16 protein-coding genes and 1 pseudogene are annotated in these 21,830 nt (G+C 45.0%); 14 read left to right on the top strand and 3 right to left on the bottom strand.

The genetic code is table 11. From position 1 onward, the window contains the following. Positions 1-69: 69 nt before the first annotated feature. The 8 genes from R8O70_RS18520 to R8O70_RS18485 all read left to right on the top strand — a co-directional run bounded on the left by R8O70_RS18520 (position 70) and on the right by R8O70_RS18485 (position 11,393). The gene (locus R8O70_RS18520; protein WP_005388291.1) at positions 70-732 is read left to right on the top strand and encodes a potassium channel family protein; all 663 of its coding nucleotides are present in this window, start codon (positions 70-72) and stop codon (positions 730-732) included. Beyond that, positions 729-2,096, top strand: coding sequence for a TrkH family potassium uptake protein (locus R8O70_RS18515; protein WP_225473965.1), 1,368 nt, complete (start codon positions 729-731; stop codon positions 2,094-2,096). The genes R8O70_RS18520 and R8O70_RS18515 overlap by 4 nt, the downstream gene beginning before the upstream one ends. A gap of 360 nt (positions 2,097-2,456) precedes the next feature. Then, positions 2,457-5,441, top strand: coding sequence for a M6 family metalloprotease domain-containing protein (locus R8O70_RS18510; protein ID WP_182016607.1), 2,985 nt, complete (start codon positions 2,457-2,459; stop codon positions 5,439-5,441). A 172-nt stretch (positions 5,442-5,613) separates the two neighbouring features. After that, positions 5,614-6,426, top strand: coding sequence for a sugar transporter (locus R8O70_RS18505; protein ID WP_171343112.1), 813 nt, complete (start codon positions 5,614-5,616; stop codon positions 6,424-6,426). Positions 6,427-6,602: 176 nt separating this feature from the next. Beyond that, positions 6,603-8,072: a protein adenylyltransferase SelO gene (locus R8O70_RS18500; RefSeq protein WP_054576727.1), complete on the top strand. Its 1,470-nt coding sequence runs from the start codon at positions 6,603-6,605 to the stop codon at positions 8,070-8,072. A gap of 212 nt (positions 8,073-8,284) precedes the next feature. Continuing rightward, on the top strand, positions 8,285-9,283 hold the full coding sequence (locus R8O70_RS18495; protein WP_017634784.1) for a TRAP transporter substrate-binding protein: 999 nt from the start codon (positions 8,285-8,287) through the stop codon (positions 9,281-9,283). A gap of 70 nt (positions 9,284-9,353) precedes the next feature. After that, on the top strand, positions 9,354-10,028 hold the full coding sequence (locus tag R8O70_RS18490) for a TRAP transporter small permease (protein WP_005384308.1): 675 nt from the start codon (positions 9,354-9,356) through the stop codon (positions 10,026-10,028). A 3-nt stretch (positions 10,029-10,031) separates the two neighbouring features. Next, positions 10,032-11,393, top strand: a complete 1,362-nt coding sequence (locus tag R8O70_RS18485; RefSeq protein WP_005382255.1) for a TRAP transporter large permease — start codon at positions 10,032-10,034, stop codon at positions 11,391-11,393. Between the two features lie 33 nt (positions 11,394-11,426). Here R8O70_RS18485 and R8O70_RS18480 read toward each other — a convergent pair whose 3' ends face one another. The 3 genes from R8O70_RS18480 to R8O70_RS18470 form a co-directional block, all read right to left on the bottom strand. Then, on the bottom strand, positions 11,427-11,609 hold the full coding sequence (locus tag R8O70_RS18480) for a hypothetical protein (RefSeq protein WP_021034161.1): 183 nt from the start codon (positions 11,607-11,609) through the stop codon (positions 11,427-11,429). Between the two features lie 78 nt (positions 11,610-11,687). Further along, positions 11,688-13,025 (bottom strand): sigma-54-dependent transcriptional regulator, encoded by a 1,338-nt coding sequence (locus R8O70_RS18475; protein ID WP_005382254.1) that lies wholly within the window; start codon positions 13,023-13,025, stop codon positions 11,688-11,690. Positions 13,026-13,029: 4 nt separating this feature from the next. Next, on the bottom strand, positions 13,030-14,835 hold the full coding sequence (locus R8O70_RS18470) for an ATP-binding protein (protein WP_258623720.1): 1,806 nt from the start codon (positions 14,833-14,835) through the stop codon (positions 13,030-13,032). A gap of 39 nt (positions 14,836-14,874) precedes the next feature. Here R8O70_RS18470 and R8O70_RS18465 point away from each other — a divergent pair. The 6 genes and pseudogenes from R8O70_RS18465 (at position 14,875) to R8O70_RS18440 (ending at position 21,698) form a co-directional block, all read left to right on the top strand. After that, positions 14,875-15,087: pseudogene (locus R8O70_RS18465) on the top strand (hypothetical protein). 274 nt (positions 15,088-15,361) lie between these two features. After that, positions 15,362-16,669: a trigger factor gene (gene tig, locus R8O70_RS18460; RefSeq protein WP_318184296.1), complete on the top strand. Its 1,308-nt coding sequence runs from the start codon at positions 15,362-15,364 to the stop codon at positions 16,667-16,669. Between the two features lie 105 nt (positions 16,670-16,774). Continuing rightward, positions 16,775-17,401 (top strand): ATP-dependent Clp endopeptidase proteolytic subunit ClpP, encoded by a 627-nt coding sequence (gene clpP / locus R8O70_RS18455; protein WP_005382347.1) that lies wholly within the window; start codon positions 16,775-16,777, stop codon positions 17,399-17,401. Between the two features lie 70 nt (positions 17,402-17,471). Continuing rightward, positions 17,472-18,752 (top strand): ATP-dependent protease ATP-binding subunit ClpX, encoded by a 1,281-nt coding sequence (gene clpX / locus R8O70_RS18450; protein WP_005382345.1) that lies wholly within the window; start codon positions 17,472-17,474, stop codon positions 18,750-18,752. Positions 18,753-18,882: 130 nt separating this feature from the next. After that, positions 18,883-21,234: an endopeptidase La gene (gene lon / locus R8O70_RS18445; protein ID WP_005382343.1), complete on the top strand. Its 2,352-nt coding sequence runs from the start codon at positions 18,883-18,885 to the stop codon at positions 21,232-21,234. Between the two features lie 191 nt (positions 21,235-21,425). Then, positions 21,426-21,698 (top strand): HU family DNA-binding protein, encoded by a 273-nt coding sequence (locus R8O70_RS18440; RefSeq protein WP_005382341.1) that lies wholly within the window; start codon positions 21,426-21,428, stop codon positions 21,696-21,698. Positions 21,699-21,830: the final 132 nt, after the last annotated feature.

Below are 21,830 nucleotides of genomic sequence, written 5' to 3'. Positions count from 1 at the left end.
GGTTTGCACAAGGTAAGGAATGGGCGCAAACTTTTTTGCTTGCTAATGAATGCATAAGATGGGGCACAAATGAAAACAGGTGATAAGCAATTCGCCGTTATTGGTCTTGGCCGATTTGGTTTGGCAGTGTGTAAAGAGTTACAAGATTCAGGCGCTCAAGTTTTAGCCGTTGACATCAACGAAGACAGAGTTAAAGAAGCCGCCAGTTTTGTTAGTCAGGCGGTTGTGGCTAACTGTACTCACGAAGAGACGGTTGCTGAGCTCAAACTTGATGATTACGACATGGTGATGATTGCCATCGGAGCGGATGTCAATGCCAGTATTCTTGCGACATTGATTGCTAAAGAGGCGGGAGTAAAGTCAGTATGGGTTAAAGCCAACGACCGCTTCCAAGCTCGTGTTCTGCAAAAAATTGGCGCAGACCACATTATCATGCCTGAGCGTGACATGGGGATACGTGTCGCGCGTAAAATGCTCGATAAACGGGTTCTTGAGTTCCACCCATTAGGCAGTGGCTTAGCTATGACGGAGTTTGTGATTGGCTCTCGTTGGATGGGTAAGACACTAAGTGATTTGGCTCTGTGCAAAGTCGATGGCGTGCAAGTGCTAGGGTTTAAACGGGGCCCAGAAATTACCAAGGCACCTGACCTTAATACCACGCTGGAAATTGGTGACCTAATTATTGTGGTCGGCCCTCAAGATGCGCTCGCAAATAAATTAAAATCGCTATGACGTATTTTCATCAGAAAGGTGTTTTTTACGCACCAGATGGTAAACAAGAGAAAGCGAAGGGCAACGAACCGCGTATTATATTGCTCAGTTTTCTCGGTGTTTTACTGCCTTCTGCGGTATTGCTAACCTTGCCAGTTTTTTCTGTTACGGGCCTGTCGATAACGGATGCTTTGTTTACTGCAACGTCCGCTATTAGTGTGACAGGGCTTGGTGTTGTCGATACTGGGCAACACTTTACGCTTGCGGGTAAAATCTTGCTGATGTTTTTAATGCAAATCGGTGGGTTGGGGCAGATGACGTTGTCGGCAGTCTTACTCTATATGTTCGGCGTGCGTTTGAGTTTGCGTCAACAAGCGCTGGCGAAAGAAGCATTAGGGCAAGATCGGCAAGTCAATCTAAACCGATTAGTAAAGCGGATTGTTGTTTTCGCGCTTGTTGCAGAAACGGTCGGGTTTATTTTTCTCTCTATCCGCTGGGTCCCTGAAATGGGCTGGCAGACTGGTATGTTTTACGCCTTGTTTCATGCAATTTCTGCATTTAACAACGCTGGGTTCGCGCTGTTTTCTGACAGTATGATGAGCTTTGTGAATGATCCGTTGGTTATCTTTACACTGGCGGGGCTATTCATTTTTGGCGGGCTTGGCTTTACTGTTGTGGGTGACATCTGGATAAACTGGCGCAAAGGTTTCCACTTTTTGCATCTTCACACCAAAATCATGCTGATTGCGACACCGATATTGCTCTTAGTCGGAACGATGATGTTTTGGTTACTTGAGCGAAGCAACCCAAACACAATGGCGTCTTTACCTGCAACAGGGCAATGGTTGGCGGCATTCTTTCAATCTGCGAGTGCTCGAACGGCAGGGTTTAATAGTGTTGACTTGGCGTTGTTTACCCAGCCAGCCTTACTGGTCATGATTGTTCTAATGTTAATTGGAGCGGGTTCCACCTCAACGGGGGGCGGTATTAAAGTTTCCACATTTGCTGTTGCGTTTATGGCTACGTGGACCTTTTTACGCCAAAAGAAACATGTGGTTATGTTTAAGCGAACCATAAATTGGCAAACTGTGACTAAGTCATTGGCAATTATCGTTGTGAGCGGAGCCATCCTGACAAGCGCAATGTTTTTATTGATGCTTACCGAGAAGGCCAGCTTTGATAAAGTTATGTTTGAAACCATTTCCGCATTTGCCACAGTGGGGCTCACCGCCGGTTTGACTGCGGAACTTTCTGAACCTGGTAAATACATTATGATCGTGGTGATGATCATTGGTCGTATTGGGCCGCTCACGCTTGCCTACATGTTGGCACGTCCTGAACCTACCTTGGTCAAATACCCAGAAGACGCCGTTCTTACAGGTTAATATAGCGTTAAACAATGGCCGCGCGACCATTACGAGCATTGATTAATAGCAGTGCTCGTACATTTATAGAATATGTGGAATGTTGCCCAGTTTTACCTACAAATTCGTAGAAGTTCATTTCATCTTCCTTTCGTTTCGATATTATTCATTCACTCAATTTATATTCTCAGAAGCTACGCTCATAACAGCGTTTTGGAATCCGACGCTTTTGTAGTGTGACACCAAACTACGTCGTGTTATCTGAGCGAATTGATACCAGCCTTCGTCAATAGTCACTCAGTCTTACTCTATGCCCATAGGGTTACTTTGTGCTTGTTGTGCTTGGTATTAATTAACGAATCGAAAAGATGGAGTCGTACTTTGAAATTCAACACACTCGCCATGGCTATGCTAACTGCGCTTCTTGCAGGGAAGAGCATGGCAACTACTCCGCCATCGCCGGTTTGGCATACTATTGCGTTGAGCGATGGTAGCTCCAGTGAGGCAATTCTACGTGGAACGGCAGATTTCCACTGGTTTGAAGATAAGCAGGGCAATGCCTTACTTCAGGAAGACGGCGTTTGGTTTTTCGCGCAGATTCAGCGCGAGTCAGACACGCCAATATTGATCTCGACAGGTGTGGTGAAAACGCAGTCGAGTGAGCCACCTGAGTCGGCGAAGTTTCGCCCGGATTTACAAGTTAAACCGCAATTATCTTCTCTAAAAACCATTGAGCCGATGGCACGAAAAAACCTACTGCGTTCGGCGCAAGGTTACCAGGCGATGAGCAGTTCAACGGTGAAGCAGCAGCCCCTATTGGTTGTGCAAGTTTCGTTTGATGACCAAGCAATGGTGCATGATTTTGAGCAACGCGTATTTAATACCAATGGTCAAAGCGTTGTGGATTACTTTGATAAAAACTCTCAAGGTAAATTCAAAGTTGTTCCTGCACTTGAGAGTTACGGCACCGCCAATGACGGTGTGATAGATGTGACTGTGGCACAAAGCCACCCTAACTGTCACTCTAGTTCGACTGATAAGACATGCACCGCCAAGTTGAATGCGGTTTTCACCGAGGCTTATCAAAAACTGGATCCATACTTTAATCTTTCGGCCTACGACAGCAATCAAAATGGTACCGTAGAACCGTCAGAACTCTCTGTCATGTTTATTTTTGCGGGGGGCGATCGTTCAACAGGGGTTCTCAACCGTCCTGCGATTTGGCCGCACAAATTCTCTCACGATGATGTCACACTAGATGGTAAAAAGATCACAGACTATTGTGTGTTCGCTGACTATCAAGTTGATCATCAAGCGACGTTGGGCGTGATCGTACACGAGCTTGGTCACTTAATGCTTGGCTTACCGGATTTGTACGCAAGGAACAGTGATGCCTCGATTGGCTCTTGGGGCGTGATGGGTGGCGGTTCATGGGCGCAGAAACCGGGAGATTCATACGCTGGCGACACTCCGGTGAACATGAGTGCATGGAGCAAACACGCTGCTGGTTTTGTTGTACCAACGGTAACTCATGAAAGTCCAGCGCCTATTTCTGTGAACAACGACGATGTCAAGCTGGTGTATCTCGACCCGTACTTGAAAGAGTTTGGTCCACGTATTTACTTGGAAAATCGCACCTTTAGCGGTTACGACCGAGCATTGGCGGCTGAAGGTATCCTGGCGACGTCGGTTAATGTCCAGAACCGCTTTAATGATGTTGGCGCGATGCAGGTTCAAATCATGCAGGCTGATGGTCTGAATGAGTTAGAAAATGATGGTAGGAGTGACGCTGACGATTTATATCCTAATGGTGGCGATGTCATTTCAGATACATCGACCCCGGGTCTGAGAGCGATCACAGGGTTTGATACTGGGGTTCGTATTTCCAACATTGCCAGCAACACCAACGGTGGTAGTTTTTCTCTTGAACATACAAACGAACCAAATAAATCAGCATGGCTGAACTCTCTTCACCAAGGTTATGTGTACGCGAGTGGGAGTAACACTCTGGCGGTGTCACTGGACTTGAATAGTGATACAGAGCTTGATGGCCTTCAACTTTACGCGCAAAGAGATAGCGCTCAAAGTGACATGACTTATCGAGTTTGGCGATTCCCATTTTCTGGAAACATTGGCTATCGATTAATATTGAATCAAAACAACGCTGAGCTTTTACAGCAAGGTAACTTCCAAAAGTCATCTCGAATTTTATTCCCCCAATCAAGCCAATTGAGTGCGGGTCAGCACTTATTGGTCGTTGAATTGGAAGGCGGTCAATTTGATGCAAACTTTGACTTCGGCCGCTTGCTAAAAACTGAAAAAGCCTCCCTACCTGTAATGTGGACTGGTGATTACAGTGAGATTGGCACGTTTGGTCTAGAAAAAGCCGGGTTCTCTTATATTCCGTTTGCAGCATTATTAAATGTGGATGCGAGCAACTTGGTTGAAGCGAAATCTGATTCGTTACAAACCAATAAAAATACGCCAATCAAACTGAACCTGATGGACAATGATTTCATGGCGGTAGGGTATCAGTTCAATGTGGACATTGTGCAGAAGCCTGAGCACGGCACCATCTCTGGCAACCAGTACCAACCTGAAGCTAACTTCGTTGGTCTGGACACTTTCCAATATCGTTTGTTGTCGGTTGATGGTGCGTACTCATCTTCAATCGTGAATGTGCAGGTGGAAGTGCTTGGCAGCAACGAAGCGCCAGTGGCCGTGATTGATGTTGATAATAAAGACATGACGGTTGGGCAGCGAGTCACGTTGTCTGCGTTAAATAGTACGGATGCTGATGGCGATGTGTTGAGTTATAAATGGGAGCAGTTGGCTGGCACTTCAGTTTCTCTTGGCAATGCAACCAGTGTTAGCACAAGCTTTACGGTGCCTCAAGGTGCAAAAGCGGGTGAGGTTCTGACATTCCGTTTAACCGTGACTGACCCTAGTAATGAAACGTCCAGTGCTACCGTCGATTTAACCATGAAAAACGCAGCGCCACTTACGCTTGCAGATACGGCGACCGTTGCCGTTGGTGAAAGTATTCTGATTGATGCAGCGAGCAATGATTCGGATGTGAACGGCGATAAACTGGTTGTAGAAAGCGTACAGAACGTAACGGGTGTGGGAAGTGCGAGTGTAGAGAATGGCAAAATCCGTTTTCAAGCACCGGATAGCCCTACTGACGGCATCAAGCTGCAATATACGGTTTCAGATGGTCATGGTGCCACTGCTACGGGGGAAGTTATCGTGACGGTTGTTGCTTCTTTGAAGACAACGACATTCAAGAACTCAGAAGGTAGCGGCAGTGTTTCTTATTGGGCTTTGATGTTACTTGCAACATTAGGCTGGCGACGTCGCGTCTAAAACGGTATTGAATTGCGGTATAAGCCACTCACATTGAGTGGCTTATTTTTTATCTGATCTATTTTGGTTTCGTTCTCATTGTCTTATGAGATGTGTTTCTCATTATTTTTAAAGCGATTTTTCTACTCTGCGGTTACCCTAGGGGCCGATTTTTATGAACTAAGGATGTTATATGTCTACCGAGGCCTTTTCTGTTTCGGAAATATGCCGAGAAGCGGCAGTGATGGTCAGAAGGAATCTACTCGCAATTGTTATTGCTTGTATTCCGTTGATTATCGTGCACTCAATTTTTGCTTTTATGTATCCTGAAATGACGGGGAAAGATCAAGCGAACGTTCAAGAAGGCAATGTCTCAGGATTTTATTTCGTCACAATTATTTTGTACCCACTTGTTGCCGCTATGGCGGCTGTGCGTGTGCATCGAATTTATTTAGCCGGCGATTACATGCACTCTGCGTTGGATGTATTTCGTTTGTCAGCTCGAGAATTCCGTTTCATAGGCTGGTGGATACTGTTTGGACTGATGATGATGCTCGTTATTGGTATCCCGATCTTTGTGTTGTCGTTTATCTACATTGCAGAAAGTGGTGAAGCCGACTTTGTTGCTATGGCTATTATCACAACGATTGCAAGCATTCCCGGCTATTGGGTAATGGCGCGATGGTCATTTGTGTTGCCAGCGACTGCAATGGATCATCAGCCTCGCAGTTTGCGTCGTTCGTGGAACCAGAGCAGAGCATACAACAAACAAGTATTCATTTTGATGGGACTAATTCCATTGGGTGCGGGCTTGCTCAGTCAGCTGATCTTTAGCCACTTTACGAATCTCTTTATGTTGAGCCTCGTCGGTGTGGCCTATGGTATTTTTGGCGCGTACCAGCTGGCATTGTTATCATTGAGCTATAAAACGGTAGTGGATATCGAACGCGCTCGTTTTGATACGCCATCACAGTCACCAAAAACGGGTGAAGAATTTTCCGCTTAACCCTTTGATCGTTTTTACATGCTACCTCCGTTTAGGAGACGGTCTGCGGCAGGTTGATACCTTCCTGCCGCCTTCGCGTTATTCACGCAAAATACCCATGCCCATTTCATGGCTGAATGACAGGGACATTCACACGTATACTCACAACAGTACTTCTTTTTATTAAGGAACCCTACATGTCCATTTGGCAACGGGTCAATTTCACCCATCGCTTTAGTCAATTACCGTCAGCGTTCTATACGTTGGTCGAGCCACAACCCTTGGACAACACTCGCTGGGTCGCTTGGAATGGTGAGTTTGCACAGCAGTTTGGTTTACCAGAAGAGCAAAACGATGAGTTATTGGCGGTTTTTTCTGGACTAAGTGAATTCGAACAATTTCGTCCTCTTGCGATGAAATATGCAGGCCATCAGTTTGGCGTTTACAACCCAGATTTGGGCGATGGACGTGGATTACTGTTGGCAGAAATTGAGCATCAGGATGGTACTTGGTTTGATCTTCACCTCAAAGGTGCAGGGCTAACGCCTTACTCGCGAATGGGAGATGGGCGAGCGGTATTACGCTCAACTATCCGTGAGTACTTGTGCAGTGAAGCCATGGCGGGCCTTGGGGTTCCCACGACACGTGCTCTCGGTATGATGGTCAGTGATACACCTGTTTATCGAGAAAAAACGGAATCGGGCGCTTTGTTACTTCGAATGGCTGAAACCCATGTTCGATTCGGTCACTTTGAGCATTTCTTTTACACCAACCAGTTAGCAGAGCAGAAGCTGTTGGCGGATAAGGTGATTGAGTGGCACTTTGCTGATTGTGCATCGGCGGAGAAACCATATGCCGCGATGTTTGACGCCATCGTGACTAAAACAGCCGAGATGATCGCATATTGGCAAGCTTTTGGTTTTGCGCATGGTGTGATGAATACCGATAACATGTCAATTCTTGGGCAAACTTTTGATTATGGTCCGTTTGGCTTTCTTGATGATTATGAGCCGGGATACATTTGTAATCATTCAGACTACCAGGGTCGTTACGCATTTGATCAACAGCCTAGAATTGCGCTTTGGAACCTGTCAGCACTGGCGCATGCGCTATCGCCACTCGTTGAACGAGAAGATTTAGAATCGTCGTTGAGTCAATTTGAAGTTCATTTAAGCCAGCAGTTCAGCCGCCTCATGCGTGAGAAGTTGGGCTTAAAAACCAAGATAGCGGAAGATGGGCGTTTGTTTGAAGCTATGTTTGAGCTTCTTCACCAGAACAAAACGGACTACACTCGCTTCTTCAGAACGCTTTCAAACCTTGATAATGCGCCTTCCCAAGCCGTAATCGATTTATTTCTCGACCGAGAAGCTGCGCGAGCTTGGCTTGATCTGTACTTAGCTCGGTGTGAGCTAGAGGTTGATGAACTAGGGGGCCTGATTTCAACCGAACAGCGTTGCAAACAGATGCGTCAGGCCAATCCCAAATACATCTTGCGTAACTACTTGGCTCAGTTGGCGATTGATAAAGCGGAAGAAGGGGACTTTAGCGAATTACACCGATTGGTCGAACTGTTAAAACGCCCATTTGATGAGCAACCCGAGTTTGATGACTATGCGAAATTGCCACCGGAATGGGGGAAGAAAATGGAGATAAGCTGTTCTTCATAAGTGGGTCATTTTCCACCCATTTGTATCTTTTTCTTGGGTGGAATTCACTCGTTACACTTCGGATTCATGTTAATGGATTGTGTTAATTTATTGAAATGCATATAAATTTTAACATGGTCCATTAATTGCTCTTTGTTGAACATCCGTACCCATCGCCTAACACCTAGTTACTCATGGACGGGATGGGATGTGATTCAACAAGGAGAATAATAATGTTTAAGCCTCTAACTCTACTATCTGTCTCTGCACTTGCTGTTACCAGTTTTAATGCTGCCGCAAATTGTGACCCGGGTGAAACGGTCATCAAGTTTAGCCATGTAACGAATGCGGACAAACACCCTAAAGGCATCGCGGCTTCGTTACTTGAAAAGCGCGTCAACGAAGAGATGAACGGTAAAGTCTGTATGCAGGTGTTTCCTAACTCAACACTTTATGATGATGATAAAGTGTTGGAAGCGCTACTGAATGGTGATGTTCAACTCGCTGCTCCTTCTCTTTCTAAGTTTGAGAAATTCACCAAGAAGTACCGCCTTTTCGATCTTCCTTTCTTGTTCGATGATGTCGACGCGGTTGACCGTTTCCAAAACTCGGAAGCGGGTGAAAAGCTGAAAAATTCAATGAAACGTCGTGGCCTACAAGGCATTGCGTTTTGGCATAACGGCATGAAGCAAATGTCAGCCAACAAGCCGCTCATTTCTCCAACTGATGCTGAAGGACTTAAGTTCCGTGTTCAAGCGTCTGATGTACTCGTTGCTCAGTTTGAGCAGCTAGGTGCTAACCCACAAAAAATGTCGTTCAAAGAAGTTTACGGCGGCTTGCAAACTAAGGTTATTGATGGTCAAGAAAATACTTGGTCAAACATTTACGGCAAAAAATTCTTCGAAGTTCAAGATGGCATTACGGAAACGAACCACGGAATTCTGGATTACTTAGTTGTGACGTCAAACGACTTCTGGAAAAACCTACCAGATGATCAGCGCGAGCAGTTAAACACCATTATTCAAGAGGTAACTGCGCAGCGTAATGCTGAGTCAACCAAAGTAAACCTTGCGAATAAGAACAATATCATCGAAGCAGGTGGTGTGGTTCGTACTCTAACGCCAGAACAGCGCCAAGAATGGGTCACTGCACTTCAACCAGTATGGAAGAAGTTCGAAAAAGACATTGGTTCTGACCTAATCGAAGCCGCTTTGGCGTCTAACCAAAAATAATAACACCTAGCACATTTAGCCCTCTCAAACTGAGGGGGCTCTTTCCCCCTACAGACGACGTGATGTAATTATGGAACAGACTTTTTTTGCCAAGGCTGGACGAATCACCGATGCCATTGAAGAGACTTTGATTGCTTTCTTCTTGGGTGCCATGACCTTGCTGACCTTTGCCAATGTCATCTTTCGTTATGTCTTTAACGACAATATTCTTTGGGCGCTTGAGCTCACCGTTTTCATGTTCGCATGGATGGTGTTGGTTGGCGCATCTTATGGTGTGAAAAAACACTTTCATATTGGTGTCGATGTCATTATTAACATCGTTCCGGAAGGTAAACGAAAAGCCCTGGCGCTTTTTGCAGCAATGTGTTGCTTAGCCTTCTCTATTTTGCTGTTAATTGGCGCTTGGAACTACTGGTATCCGTTCGCTACCGACCGAGCGTGGTATGAAACGGACGATATTCCGATGCCTGAAATACTCCAGTTCATGGCCGACTGGTTAAATGAGGGAGAGCGTTATGAAAAGCTGCCACGTTTTATTCCTTACTTCGCTTTGCCACTTGGAATGGCGCTACTAACGTTTAGATTTGTTCAAGTCACGTGGCAAATCGCTACTGGTAAGCTCGATCGCTTGATTGCAGGACATGAAGCGGAGGAAGAGCTCGAATCTCTTAAAGCGGAGATGAGTGACGCTGAAGACGTAATGGCTCCAAAGGCCTCGCAAGACGCTAAAAACAAGGAGCAATAAGCCATGGATATCTTATTTCTATTTTTGATGGTAATTGGCTTTATGCTGGTTGGCGTGCCAATTGCTATTTCGCTGGGCCTTTCCAGTGTTCTTTTCCTTTTAATGCATTCGGATGCCTCTTTAGCGTCAGTTGCTCAAACGCTGTTTAATGCATTCGCGGGCCACTACACGCTATTGGCTATTCCATTCTTTATATTGGCTTCAAGCTTTATGTCGACGGGTGGCGTAGCAAAGCGGATCATTCGTTTCGCCATTGCCATTGTAGGCTGGTTCCGCGGCGGTTTGGCGATGGCTTCGGTTGTAGCGTGTATGATGTTTGCCGCGTTGTCAGGTTCCTCACCTGCAACGGTTGTTGCCATAGGTAGTATTGTTATCGCAGGTATGATCAAAAACGGTTACTCAAAAGAGTTTGCCTCTGGGGTAATTTGTAACGCAGGTACGCTAGGGATTTTGATCCCACCTTCGATTGTGATGGTGGTGTATGCAGCCGCAACGGATGTGTCAGTTGGACGTATGTTCCTTGGTGGTGTGATTCCCGGTTTGCTGGCGGGTGTCATGTTGATGATCGCGATTTACATTGCCGCGAGAATCAAGAACCTTCCAAAGCAACCTTTTGTCGGTTGGAAAGAAACTTTTGATGCCGCCAAGGATGCAAGCTGGGGCTTGTTGTTGGTCGTCATCATTCTTGGTGGTATCTATGGCGGTATCTTTACGCCGACAGAAGCCGCTGCGGTTGCTGCTGTGTACTCATTCTTTATTGCTAACTTTGTATACAAAGACATGGGGCCATTTGCAGACAAGAAAAACACTAAACCTGCGCTCGTTAAAATCTTCCAAACCTTTGTTCATAAAGACACGAAACACACCCTGTATGAAGCGGGCAAACTCACCATCATGCTGCTGTTCATCATTGCTAATGCCTTAATTTTGAAGCATGTTTTAACGGAAGAACGCATCCCGCAAATGATCACCGAGTCGATGCTCTCGGCTGGTCTCGGACCAATCACTTTTTTGATTGTGGTGAACGTCTTGTTGCTGATTGGTGGTCAGTTCATGGAGCCATCAGGCTTGTTGATCATTGTTGCGCCGCTCGTGTTCCCAATTGCGATTGCATTAGGTATAGACCCAATTCATTTGGGCATAATGATGGTGGTGAATATGGAGATAGGAATGATAACGCCGCCCGTGGGTCTTAACTTATTTGTGACCGCTGGTGTTGCCAAAATGTCGATGATGAACGTAGTGAAGGCAGCATTACCCTGGGTTGGAGTGATGTTCTTGTTCCTAATTATCGTCACATATGTACCATGGGTTTCGACTTGGTTGCCTACTACCTTGATGGGGCCGGAGATCATTACCAAGTAATGGAAGCCAGAAAGTAGAAAGAGGTGTGAGAATTCACACCTCTTCGTCTATTGACTTGTAACAAGTTTTGCGCGGGTCTGAATTAATTCGACGTTCATAGTGTCGCCACCTCTTTTTATTTTTACGACGCTCTTCACCGAATCTTCTCTCTTCTTGATAGCAACCGTCTACGAGCACGGTATCTGTAACAATCGGTATTCTCACTTTTTCGTTCATATCTATAACAACCATGATAAACCCGTTGTTAAAAATTATGATTCAAGTTGAATATAATGCCAGCTATTTGAACGTGTTTTATTTGTAAAGGTCTTTATTTATTTGGTAGCGCTGCATCTTGTCGTAAAGAGTTTTTCTTGGCACATTCAATTGGCACATTGTCTGTTTAATACTACCGTTGTTTTCTAATAAAGCGCCTTCAATGGCTGCTCTCTCAAACTCCGCCACTTGCTCTGCAAGGCTTGAGGAAGACTTAGCAACTGGGTTCGATTCTCCCAACTGAATTAACTTACCCAATAGCACAAAACGCTCTGCAGCATTTCTGAGTTCTCGAACATTGCCAGGCCAGTCATGGCTCATCAGTTGCGCTAGATCTTGGGGTGACAAGCTAGGTGAGCTTTTGCCATAACGTGAAGCTGCTACCAACAGAAAGTGGTGAAAGAGGGCGGGAATGTCTTCTTTTCGTTCGCGTAGTGGCGGGAGATCCAGGGTCACGACATTGAGCCGATAGTAGAGGTCCTGACGGAAAGTACCTTCTTCAGCTGCGTGTTTTAAATCGACCTTTGTTGCGGCAATCACTCGAATATCTAAAGGCAATAATTCATTTGAACCGACACGCTCAATCACGCGCTCTTGTAATACCCTCAATAAACGAATTTGGGCTTGGATAGGCATCGACTCGATCTCATCCAAGAAAAGTGTGCCGCCTTGTGCAAACTCAAATTTACCGATACGACGGCTTTCGGCGCCAGTGAATGCGCCTTTTTCATGGCCGTAGAGTTCACTCTCAATTAAGTTCTCTGGAACCGCTCCACAATTTACGGCGACAAAGTTTTGGTTCCGGCGAGAGCTTTGCTCATGTAAAGAACGAGCGATTAACTCTTTCCCTGTACCGGTTTCACCAAACAACAAAATATCGGCGTCGGTATCGGCGATTTGGGTGATGGTCTCTCGTAATATTTGGATGCTAGAGGTTTCACCAATAACTCGTGGACCAAGGGTTTTACTGGCTTTAAGTGACAGGCGCAGTTTTTCATTTTCATTGGTTAGTTTGCGCTTCTCAATCGCCCGCTTAACCGTTTCAACCAAATGTTCTGGCGCAAAAGGTTTCTCAATAAAGTCGTAAGCGCCTTGATGAAGGGCTTGCACAGCCATGGAAATATCACCGTGTCCAGTGATCATGATGACGGGTAAGTTTGCATCGCGTTGAGTCAAAGTTGTCAGCATATCCATACCAGAAATGCCCGGCAAACAGATATCAGTGACCACGACGCCAGCTTCTTCTCCTTGCTGCATCGCTATTAAAGCCGATTCTGCATCCACAAAAAACTTGGCGTCGATATCCGCCAGTTCAAAGGTCTGTTCTATAGCGATTCTGAGATCGGCCTCATCATCAATAAAAAACACCTGACACATGATCTTATCCTTTTGATGGTTCAGTGTTGTAAGAAGTGATAGGTAAACACAATGAGAATCGAGCGCCGCCTTGTTCTCGATTATGGGCACATAATTTTCCATTCATACTGGCTAAGATTTGTTGCGAGATAGAGAGACCCAAACCTAAACCGTTCAGTTTAGTAGTTAGAAACGGTTCACATAAATCAGAAAGTGAGAAAGAGCCAAGCCCTGGGCCATTATCATCAACATGAATCCAAACCAAATCAGTGTGCTCATCGTGTTCTACAGATAATTCTACCTGTTTGTCTTGTTGTTCTTTGAGTGCTTCTATCGCATTAGTCAGTAAATTGACCAACACTTGCTCCAGTTGAATAATATTGATCTGCACTTCAACATCATGCTTTGGCAAATTTGTTTCTAACGTGACGCGCCCTGATTTAAATGCGGGCTTCATCAGTTCTTTTACAGAGGCAATCACAGGGAACAATCGAGATTGAGCCAACTCGTCACCACTGGTTTTTTTGGCGAAAGAGCGAAGTTGCTGACTGATATTTGCCATACGGTCAGTGAGAGCAGAAATGCGAGTGAGATTATCTTCCACTCGCTCATATTTTTCTTTTTTTAGAAACAGCTTGCCGTTCTCCGCAAAGCTACGAATTGCCGCAAGTGGATTATTCAGTTCATGGCTGATACTGGCTGACATTTGTCCTAACACCGCGAGTTTCGCTGCTTGCACCAATTCATCTTGAGTAACGCGTAAAGTTTGCTCGGTATCGATACGCTGTGCGATCTCAGCTTGCAACTCGGCAGTCCGTGCCATGACTTGATATTCCAACTTTTGATTGGCTTCTTGTTGAATTCGTTCAATTTGCAAGTGACGCTGTTGACGGTGATAGATAAGCTGACCAATTAAAAACAAAACCATGAATGCTAGAGTGAGTACAAAGATGTAACCCATGGTGAACCAAACGATCGACTGTTTAGGAGACAGCACACGAATTGTCAGTTTGAGTTCGGGAAGGGGCAGCGAAGAGACCACCAAGGTTCCTTTATTGTATGGGTAACCCTGTTTAAGCTCAGAATGCACCTCGTCCAAACTACCTACTAATCCAAGCGTTTCAATTGGCGCATCAAGATATTGTTGGCTTGCCCAAACTTGCTTTTTCTCTTTTTTTGTCAGTGGTTGTAAGCTTTTGAGTAGCCATTCACTTCGGCTACTCATGAAAACAATTCCGTATGGGTCGCTGGCGACAAAAACACTGTTAGGTTGCTGCCAGTTGTCCTCTATCTTACTTAGGTCCATCTTCACCACGACGACACCAAGTACACCGCCAGCGTATACGATGGGATAAGAATAGTAGTAGCCACGTTTACCAGATGTTGAGCCCAGTGCGTAGTATTGGCTTCGTTTACCTACAATGGCTTGTTTGAAATAAGGTCGAAATGCAAAATTTCGACCGATAAAGGAGCGCTCTTTACGCCAGTTGCTGGCCGCGATCGTTGTACCCCATTGTTCGATTAAGTACGTATCCGCTGCTTCAATCACGCCATTAACGGATTCTAAATACCGATTAGTGATTTCCAGTTGCGCACTGTTGTTGGGGTGCAGAAGCGCTTGATAAAGAGGATCATCTTTAGCGAGAAGATTTGGGATATGGGCGTACTTATCGAGTTTATTTTTTATATAGCCAGAAAACTGCTCCAGCTGTGATTGGTGTTTATCAAGTAGAGATTGATAACTGGTCTGCCAAACCCAATGGCCACCGATAATTGCGGACAGGAAATAGAAAGCAAAAAATGTCAGCAGAATCCGTTTTTTTTGCGACATCCTTACACTCCTTACAACTTCCTTTGGTCACGTAAGAAAATGTTAATAGTTTGTAGGAAGGATTAGGGATTTAGTTTTCAACTCTGTGGAGTAAAACAAGAGCAAGATCTCTTTTTAGGCTTTTCGATAAAAAAACCGGTCGATTCTCTTGAAAAAGTCGCTATTGTCCCCATTCTAGATATGCTGGCGATGCTTAGACGGTGTCTGAATCGCATTTTTGAAGAAAAAATGGGTCAGCATTCGAGAATTTAGCGCAGACAATGTCCACATAGTGGCTATTGGCTCGACAGGGTTGCGACAGATCGCTAGAATGTCGCGTCTAAAAATTCTGTCCTGAGGCTAATAGGAGATACCTTTGGTTATTTTATCGAAGATATCACTGATTAGTCCGGTACTGACAACCAGTATCGATACTCGATTTTAAATTAGGTGTTCGGACAGAACACTACACAAGGATGAAGCGTAAGCTCCTCTGAGTTTCGCTCATACGCTCGGAAAACCGAGCCACTTTAGAGGTTTATATATAATGCAAGTTACTGTTGAAACGCTAGAGGGCCTAGAGCGCCGTCTAAACATTACTGTTCCAGCTGCAAACATCGAAGACGCTGTAACAGCTGAACTACGCAACATCGCTAAAAACCGTCGTTTCGATGGTTTCCGTAAGGGTAAAGTGCCTCTAAAAATGGTTGCTAAGATGTACGGCAAAGCAGTACGTCAAGACGTTCTTGGTGAAGTAATGCAACGCCACTTCATCGAAGCTATCGTTAAAGAGAAAATCAACCCAGCTGGCGCTCCAACTTTCGCTCCTGTAGAGAACAAAGAAGGTTCAGACCTAGTTTTCACTGCAACTTTTGAAGTTTACCCAGAAGTTGAGCTTAAAGGCCTAGAGAGCATCACTGTTGAAAAACCACTAACAGAAGTTAAAGATGCAGACGTAGAAGAGATGATCGATACTCTACGTAAGCAACAAGCAACTTGGGTTGAAGTTGAAGAAGCAGCAGAAGATGGCAAACGCGTAAGCATCGACTTCGTTGGTTCTATCGACGGTGAAGAGTTCGAAGGCGGTAAAGCTGAGAACTTCCCTCTAGAAATGGGTGCTGGTCGCATGATCCCTGGTTTCGAAGACGGTATCGCAGGTAAAACTGCTGGTATGGAATTCGACATCGACGTGACTTTCCCAGAAGATTACCACGCTGAAAACCTAAAAGGTAAAGCAGCTAAGTTCGCAATCAAAGTGAACAAAGTTGAAGCTCGTGAACTTCCAGAACTAAACGACGAGTTCGTTGCTAAGTTCGGTGTTGTTGAAGGTGGTGTTGAAGCACTTAAAGCTGAAGTTCGCAAGAACATGGAACGCGAACTTAAGCAAGCTGTTAAGAACCGCATCAAAGAGCAAGCGATTGACGGTCTAGTTGAGCAAAACGACATCAACGTACCATCAGCGCTTATCGAGCAAGAAATCCAAGTTCTACGTCAACAAGCTGCACAACGCTTCGGTGGTAACCCAGAAGCTGCTGCTCAGCTTCCACGTGAACTGTTCGAAGAACAAGCTAAACGTCGCGTAGTTGTTGGTCTTCTACTAGGTGAAGTAATCAAATCTGAAGAGCTAAAAGCGGACGACGAGAAAGTTAAAGCTCTAATCGAAGAAATGGCTACTGCATACGAAGATCCATCAGAAGTTATTGCTTACTACGAGCAAAACGAAGAAATGATGAACAACATGCGCAACGTAGCTCTAGAAGAGCAAGCAATCGACGCGATCGTCGCTAAAGCACAGGTTTCTGAGAAAGAAGTAGGCTTCAACGAGCTACTTAACCAACAACAACCTGCTGCTTAATAAGCAATATCTTGCGTAGAAGGTTGACTTAACGTTAACTATTCTGCTAACAATGGTCCGTATGATAGTCATCATCCGGGCCATTTATTTTAGGGACATAAGAATATGAGCTACCAAGAAAAAAATGCAATGTCGCCAATTATGGACGCGCTAGTACCAATGGTGGTTGAACAAACTTCCCGAGGCGAACGCTCTTACGACATCTACTCACGTCTGCTTAAAGAGCGCGTGATTTTTTTAACGGGTCAAGTGGAAGACCACATGGCAAACCTTGTCGTGGCTCAGCTACTTTTCCTAGAATCTGAAAATCCAGATAAAGATATTTTCTTATACATCAACTCTCCAGGCGGCAGCGTAACAGCAGGTATGTCTATTTACGATACCATGCAGTTCATTAAGCCAAATGTGAGCACAGTATGTATGGGTCAAGCATGTTCAATGGGTGCCTTCCTGCTTGCAGGTGGTGCGCCAGGTAAGCGTTATGTACTGCCTAACTCACGTGTAATGATCCACCAACCATTGGGTGGTTTCCAGGGTCAAGCTTCTGATATCCAAATCCATGCTCAGGAAATCCTGACGATTAAACAGAAGCTAAACAAGTTGTTAGCAGAACATACAGGCCAACCTCTTGAAGTCATTGAGCGCGATACTGATCGTGATAACTTCATGTCATCAGAGCAGGCTGTGGAATACGGTATCGTGGATGCAGTGTTAAGCCACCGTGGCGAGTAATTTGCCAGCGCATTTTGGCAAAAATTGATATACACTCATTCATGAAGAGTAAAGGCTAAGAGGTTAGCGAATGACAGATAAAAGCAAAGAAAGTGGCAGCGGTAAATTGCTGTACTGTTCTTTCTGCGGCAAAAGTCAGCACGAAGTTCGCAAGCTAATCGCAGGTCCGTCAGTGTACATTTGCGACGAGTGTGTCGACTTATGTAACGATATTATTCGCGAAGAAATCAAGGATGTTCTCCCTAAGAAAGAATCTGAAGCGTTACCAACGCCAAAACAGATCCGTGAACACCTTGATGACTATGTGATCGGGCAAGATTACGCGAAAAAAGTGCTCGCAGTTGCGGTATATAACCACTACAAGCGTTTACGCAATGGTGATACAACGAGCGAAGGTGTGGAGCTTGGTAAGAGTAACATCCTTCTAATTGGTCCTACAGGTAGTGGTAAAACACTACTTGCGGAGACATTAGCTCGATTTTTGGATGTGCCATTTACAATGGCAGACGCGACGACACTAACCGAAGCCGGTTACGTAGGTGAAGACGTTGAAAACATCATCCAAAAGCTTCTGCAAAAATGTGATTACGATGTAGCTAAAGCGGAACGCGGCATCGTTTACATTGATGAAATTGATAAGATTTCACGCAAAGCTGAAAACCCATCTATTACGCGTGACGTATCTGGTGAAGGTGTTCAGCAGGCGCTACTAAAACTTATCGAAGGTACGGTTGCATCGGTTCCACCTCAAGGTGGTCGTAAGCATCCTCAGCAAGAATTCCTACAAGTGGACACATCTAAGATTCTGTTCATCTGTGGTGGTGCTTTTGCTGGCTTAGACAAAGTGATTGAGCAGCGTGTTGCAACAGGTACAGGTATTGGCTTTGGTGCTGAAGTTCGTTCGAAGAATGAATCGAAGACAGTTGGTGAGCTATTTACTCAAGTTGAACCTGAAGACTTAGTGAAGTACGGCCTCATTCCAGAATTCATTGGTCGTCTACCTGTAACAACAACACTGACTGAGCTTGATGAAGAAGCGTTGATTCAGATCCTATGTGAACCGAAGAACGCACTGACCAAGCAATATGCAGCATTGTTTGAGCTAGAAAACGCCGAACTTGAATTCCGTGAAGATGCGCTGCGCGCTATCGCGAAAAAAGCAATGGAGCGTAAAACAGGTGCTCGTGGCTTACGCTCGATTCTTGAAGGCGTGCTACTTGAAACTATGTACGAATTACCATCTGCAACAGACGTTAGTAAAGTCGTGATTGATGAGTCCGTCATTAATGGCGAGTCAGAGCCACTGCTTATTTACAGTAACGCAGACAATCAGGCAGCTGGAGCAGAGTAAATTCAGCCATAATGAAAAAGGAGGTAAGTAATTACCTCCTTTTTTTATTTCTCTTATTGAATCCAAACAATTAGCCCCCATATACTGCCTTAAGTAATACGTTAAACGTGAAAGCGGAAGAGAGAATTATATGAACTTGGAACGTTCCGAGCGTATCGAGATCCCGGTACTACCTCTACGTGACGTAGTGGTCTACCCACACATGGTTATTCCATTGTTTGTTGGTCGTGAGAAATCGATTAGCTGTCTAGAAACGGCGATGGAAACCAACAAACAAGTTCTTCTTGTGGCACAAAAGCAAGCGGATACTGACGAGCCTACGGTTGACGACCTATTTGACGTAGGTACGGTAGCCACCATTCTCCAGCTCTTGAAGCTTCCGGATGGCACAGTAAAAGTATTGGTCGAAGGCCAGCAGCGAGCAAAAATCAATCACTTTAAAGAGAGTGACTTCTTCCTAGCGGAAGCTGAATTTGTTGTTACGCCAGAATTGGATGAGCGTGAGCAAGAAGTGATTGTGCGCAGCGCGATTAATCAGTTTGAAGGGTTCATTAAGCTAAACAAGAAGATTCCACCAGAAGTGCTAACGTCACTTAATGGTATCGACGAAGCTGCACGCTTAGCGGATACCATTGCGGCTCATATGCCGTTAAAGTTGGTGGATAAGCAGCAAGTGCTTGAAATTGTTGATGTCACTGAGCGTCTGGAATTCCTGATGGGCCAGATGGAATCAGAGATCGACTTGCTGCAAGTTGAAAAACGAATTCGTGGTCGCGTTAAAAAGCAAATGGAAAAATCTCAGCGTGAGTACTATCTGAATGAGCAAATGAAAGCGATTCAGAAAGAACTTGGTGAGATGGAAGACGCACCAGACGAGTTCGAAACGCTACAGAAGAAGATTGACGAATCAAAAATGCCTCAAGAAGCACGTGAAAAGACAGAGCAAGAGCTGCAAAAGCTTAAGATGATGTCTCCAATGTCTGCTGAAGCAACAGTGGTTCGTAGCTACATCGATTGGATGGTCAGCGTTCCTTGGGCTAAGCGCTCAAAAGTTAAGAAAAACTTAGCGAAAGCAGAAGAGGTTCTTAATGAAGATCACTACGGTCTAGAACGCGTCAAAGAACGTATCCTTGAATACCTAGCGGTTCAAAACCGTATCAACAAGCTAAAAGGTCCTATCCTTTGTCTTGTTGGTCCTCCTGGTGTAGGTAAAACGTCTCTTGGTCGTTCAATTGCTTCAGCTACAGGCCGTAAGTATGTTCGTATGGCGTTGGGTGGTGTGCGTGATGAAGCGGAAATTCGTGGTCACCGTCGTACTTACATCGGCTCATTACCAGGCAAATTGATCCAGAAGATGTCGAAGGTTGGTGTGAAGAACCCGCTGTTCTTATTGGACGAAATCGACAAAATGTCTTCAGATATGCGTGGTGATCCGGCATCGGCTCTACTAGAAGTCCTTGATCCTGAACAGAATAACTCGTTCAACGATCACTACTTAGAAGTGGATTACGATCTCTCTGACGTTATGTTTGTTGCGACATCGAACTCGATGAACATCCCGGGTCCATTGTTAGACCGTATGGAAGTTATTCGTTTATCTGGTTACACCGAAGACGAGAAGCTGAACATTGCAAAACGTCACCTTGTTGATAAACAAGTGAAGCGTAATGGCTTGAAAGCGGATGAGATCGTCATTGAAGATTCTGCGATTATTGGCATCATTCGTTACTACACGCGTGAAGCGGGTGTCCGTAACTTAGAGCGTGAGATTTCTAAGATCTGCCGTAAAGCAGTGAAGAACATCTTGCTGGATAAGGACATCAAGTCAGTAACGGTAACGATGGACAACCTAAAAGAGTACTTAGGTGTTCAACGTTTCGATTACGGTAAAGCGGATGAAAGTAACCGAATTGGTCAAGTAACTGGTCTAGCTTGGACCGAAGTGGGTGGCGATCTATTAACGATTGAAACTCAATCAATGCCAGGTAAAGGTAAGCTAACACAAACGGGTTCTCTTGGTGATGTGATGCAAGAGTCTATCCAAGCAGCAATGACAGTGGTTCGCTCTCGTGCAGAAAAGCTAGGTATCAATACTGACTTCTACGAGAAGAAAGATATTCACGTACACGTCCCGGAAGGCGCGACACCAAAAGATGGCCCAAGTGCGGGTACAGCAATGTGTACAGCATTGGTTTCTTCTCTGACAGGCAACCCTGTGAAAGCAGAAGTAGCGATGACGGGTGAAATCACACTGCGTGGTGAGGTTTTACCTATCGGCGGCCTAAAAGAGAAGTTACTTGCGGCACACCGTGGTGGCATTAAGACAGTGCTAATTCCAAAAGATAACGAGCGTGATTTGGAAGAGATTCCTGATAATGTTATCGCGGATCTGGAAGTTATCCCTGTACAGTGGATTGATGAAGTACTGAAAGTCGCACTAGAGCGAGACCCGACGGGCGTTGAGTTTGAGTCTCAAAAATAGTGATGTGTAGCAAAAATAAGTAAAAGTTTACGCTGATAAGCCCAAAAAGGCTTGTCAGCGTTTTTTTTGGGCGCTAAGTTAGTTTCGATAGCTGCCAGCCCTTGATGAATAAGGGGTGGAGCATATTTTCTTAACAATGGAACGAAAGTCATCACAAAAATAATCACAGATGACACAAAGGGGAAATTACAGTGAATAAAACTCAGTTAGTAGAACAAATCGCAGAAAATGCAGATATTTCTAAAGCGTCAGCGGGTCGTGCTCTAGATGCATTCATCGAAGCAGTAAGCGGAACTCTTCAATCTGGTGATCAAGTCGCTCTAGTTGGCTTTGGTACATTCAGCGTTCGTACTCGTGCTGCACGTACTGGTCGTAACCCAAAAACTGGTGAAGAAATCCAAATCGCAGAAGCAAAAGTACCAGCTTTCAAAGCTGGTAAAGCACTGAAAGACGCTTGTAACTAATCACGGCGTTATTTCTGTAACCGGCCATTTGCTTAACTTTTGCTCAAACAATAAGTTTCGAACAAAAATTTACAAACTTCGAGCCGAACTTTCTTAAATTATGCGCATCATACTGATGCGCATTTCTTTTTC

The organism is Vibrio sp. 779(2023) (assembly GCF_033344285.1).
Classification (GTDB): Bacteria; Pseudomonadota; Gammaproteobacteria; order Enterobacterales; family Vibrionaceae; genus Vibrio; species Vibrio alginolyticus.
Note: the sequence above shows the minus strand (reverse complement) of the source record. Positions and strands in the feature narration are given on the sequence as shown.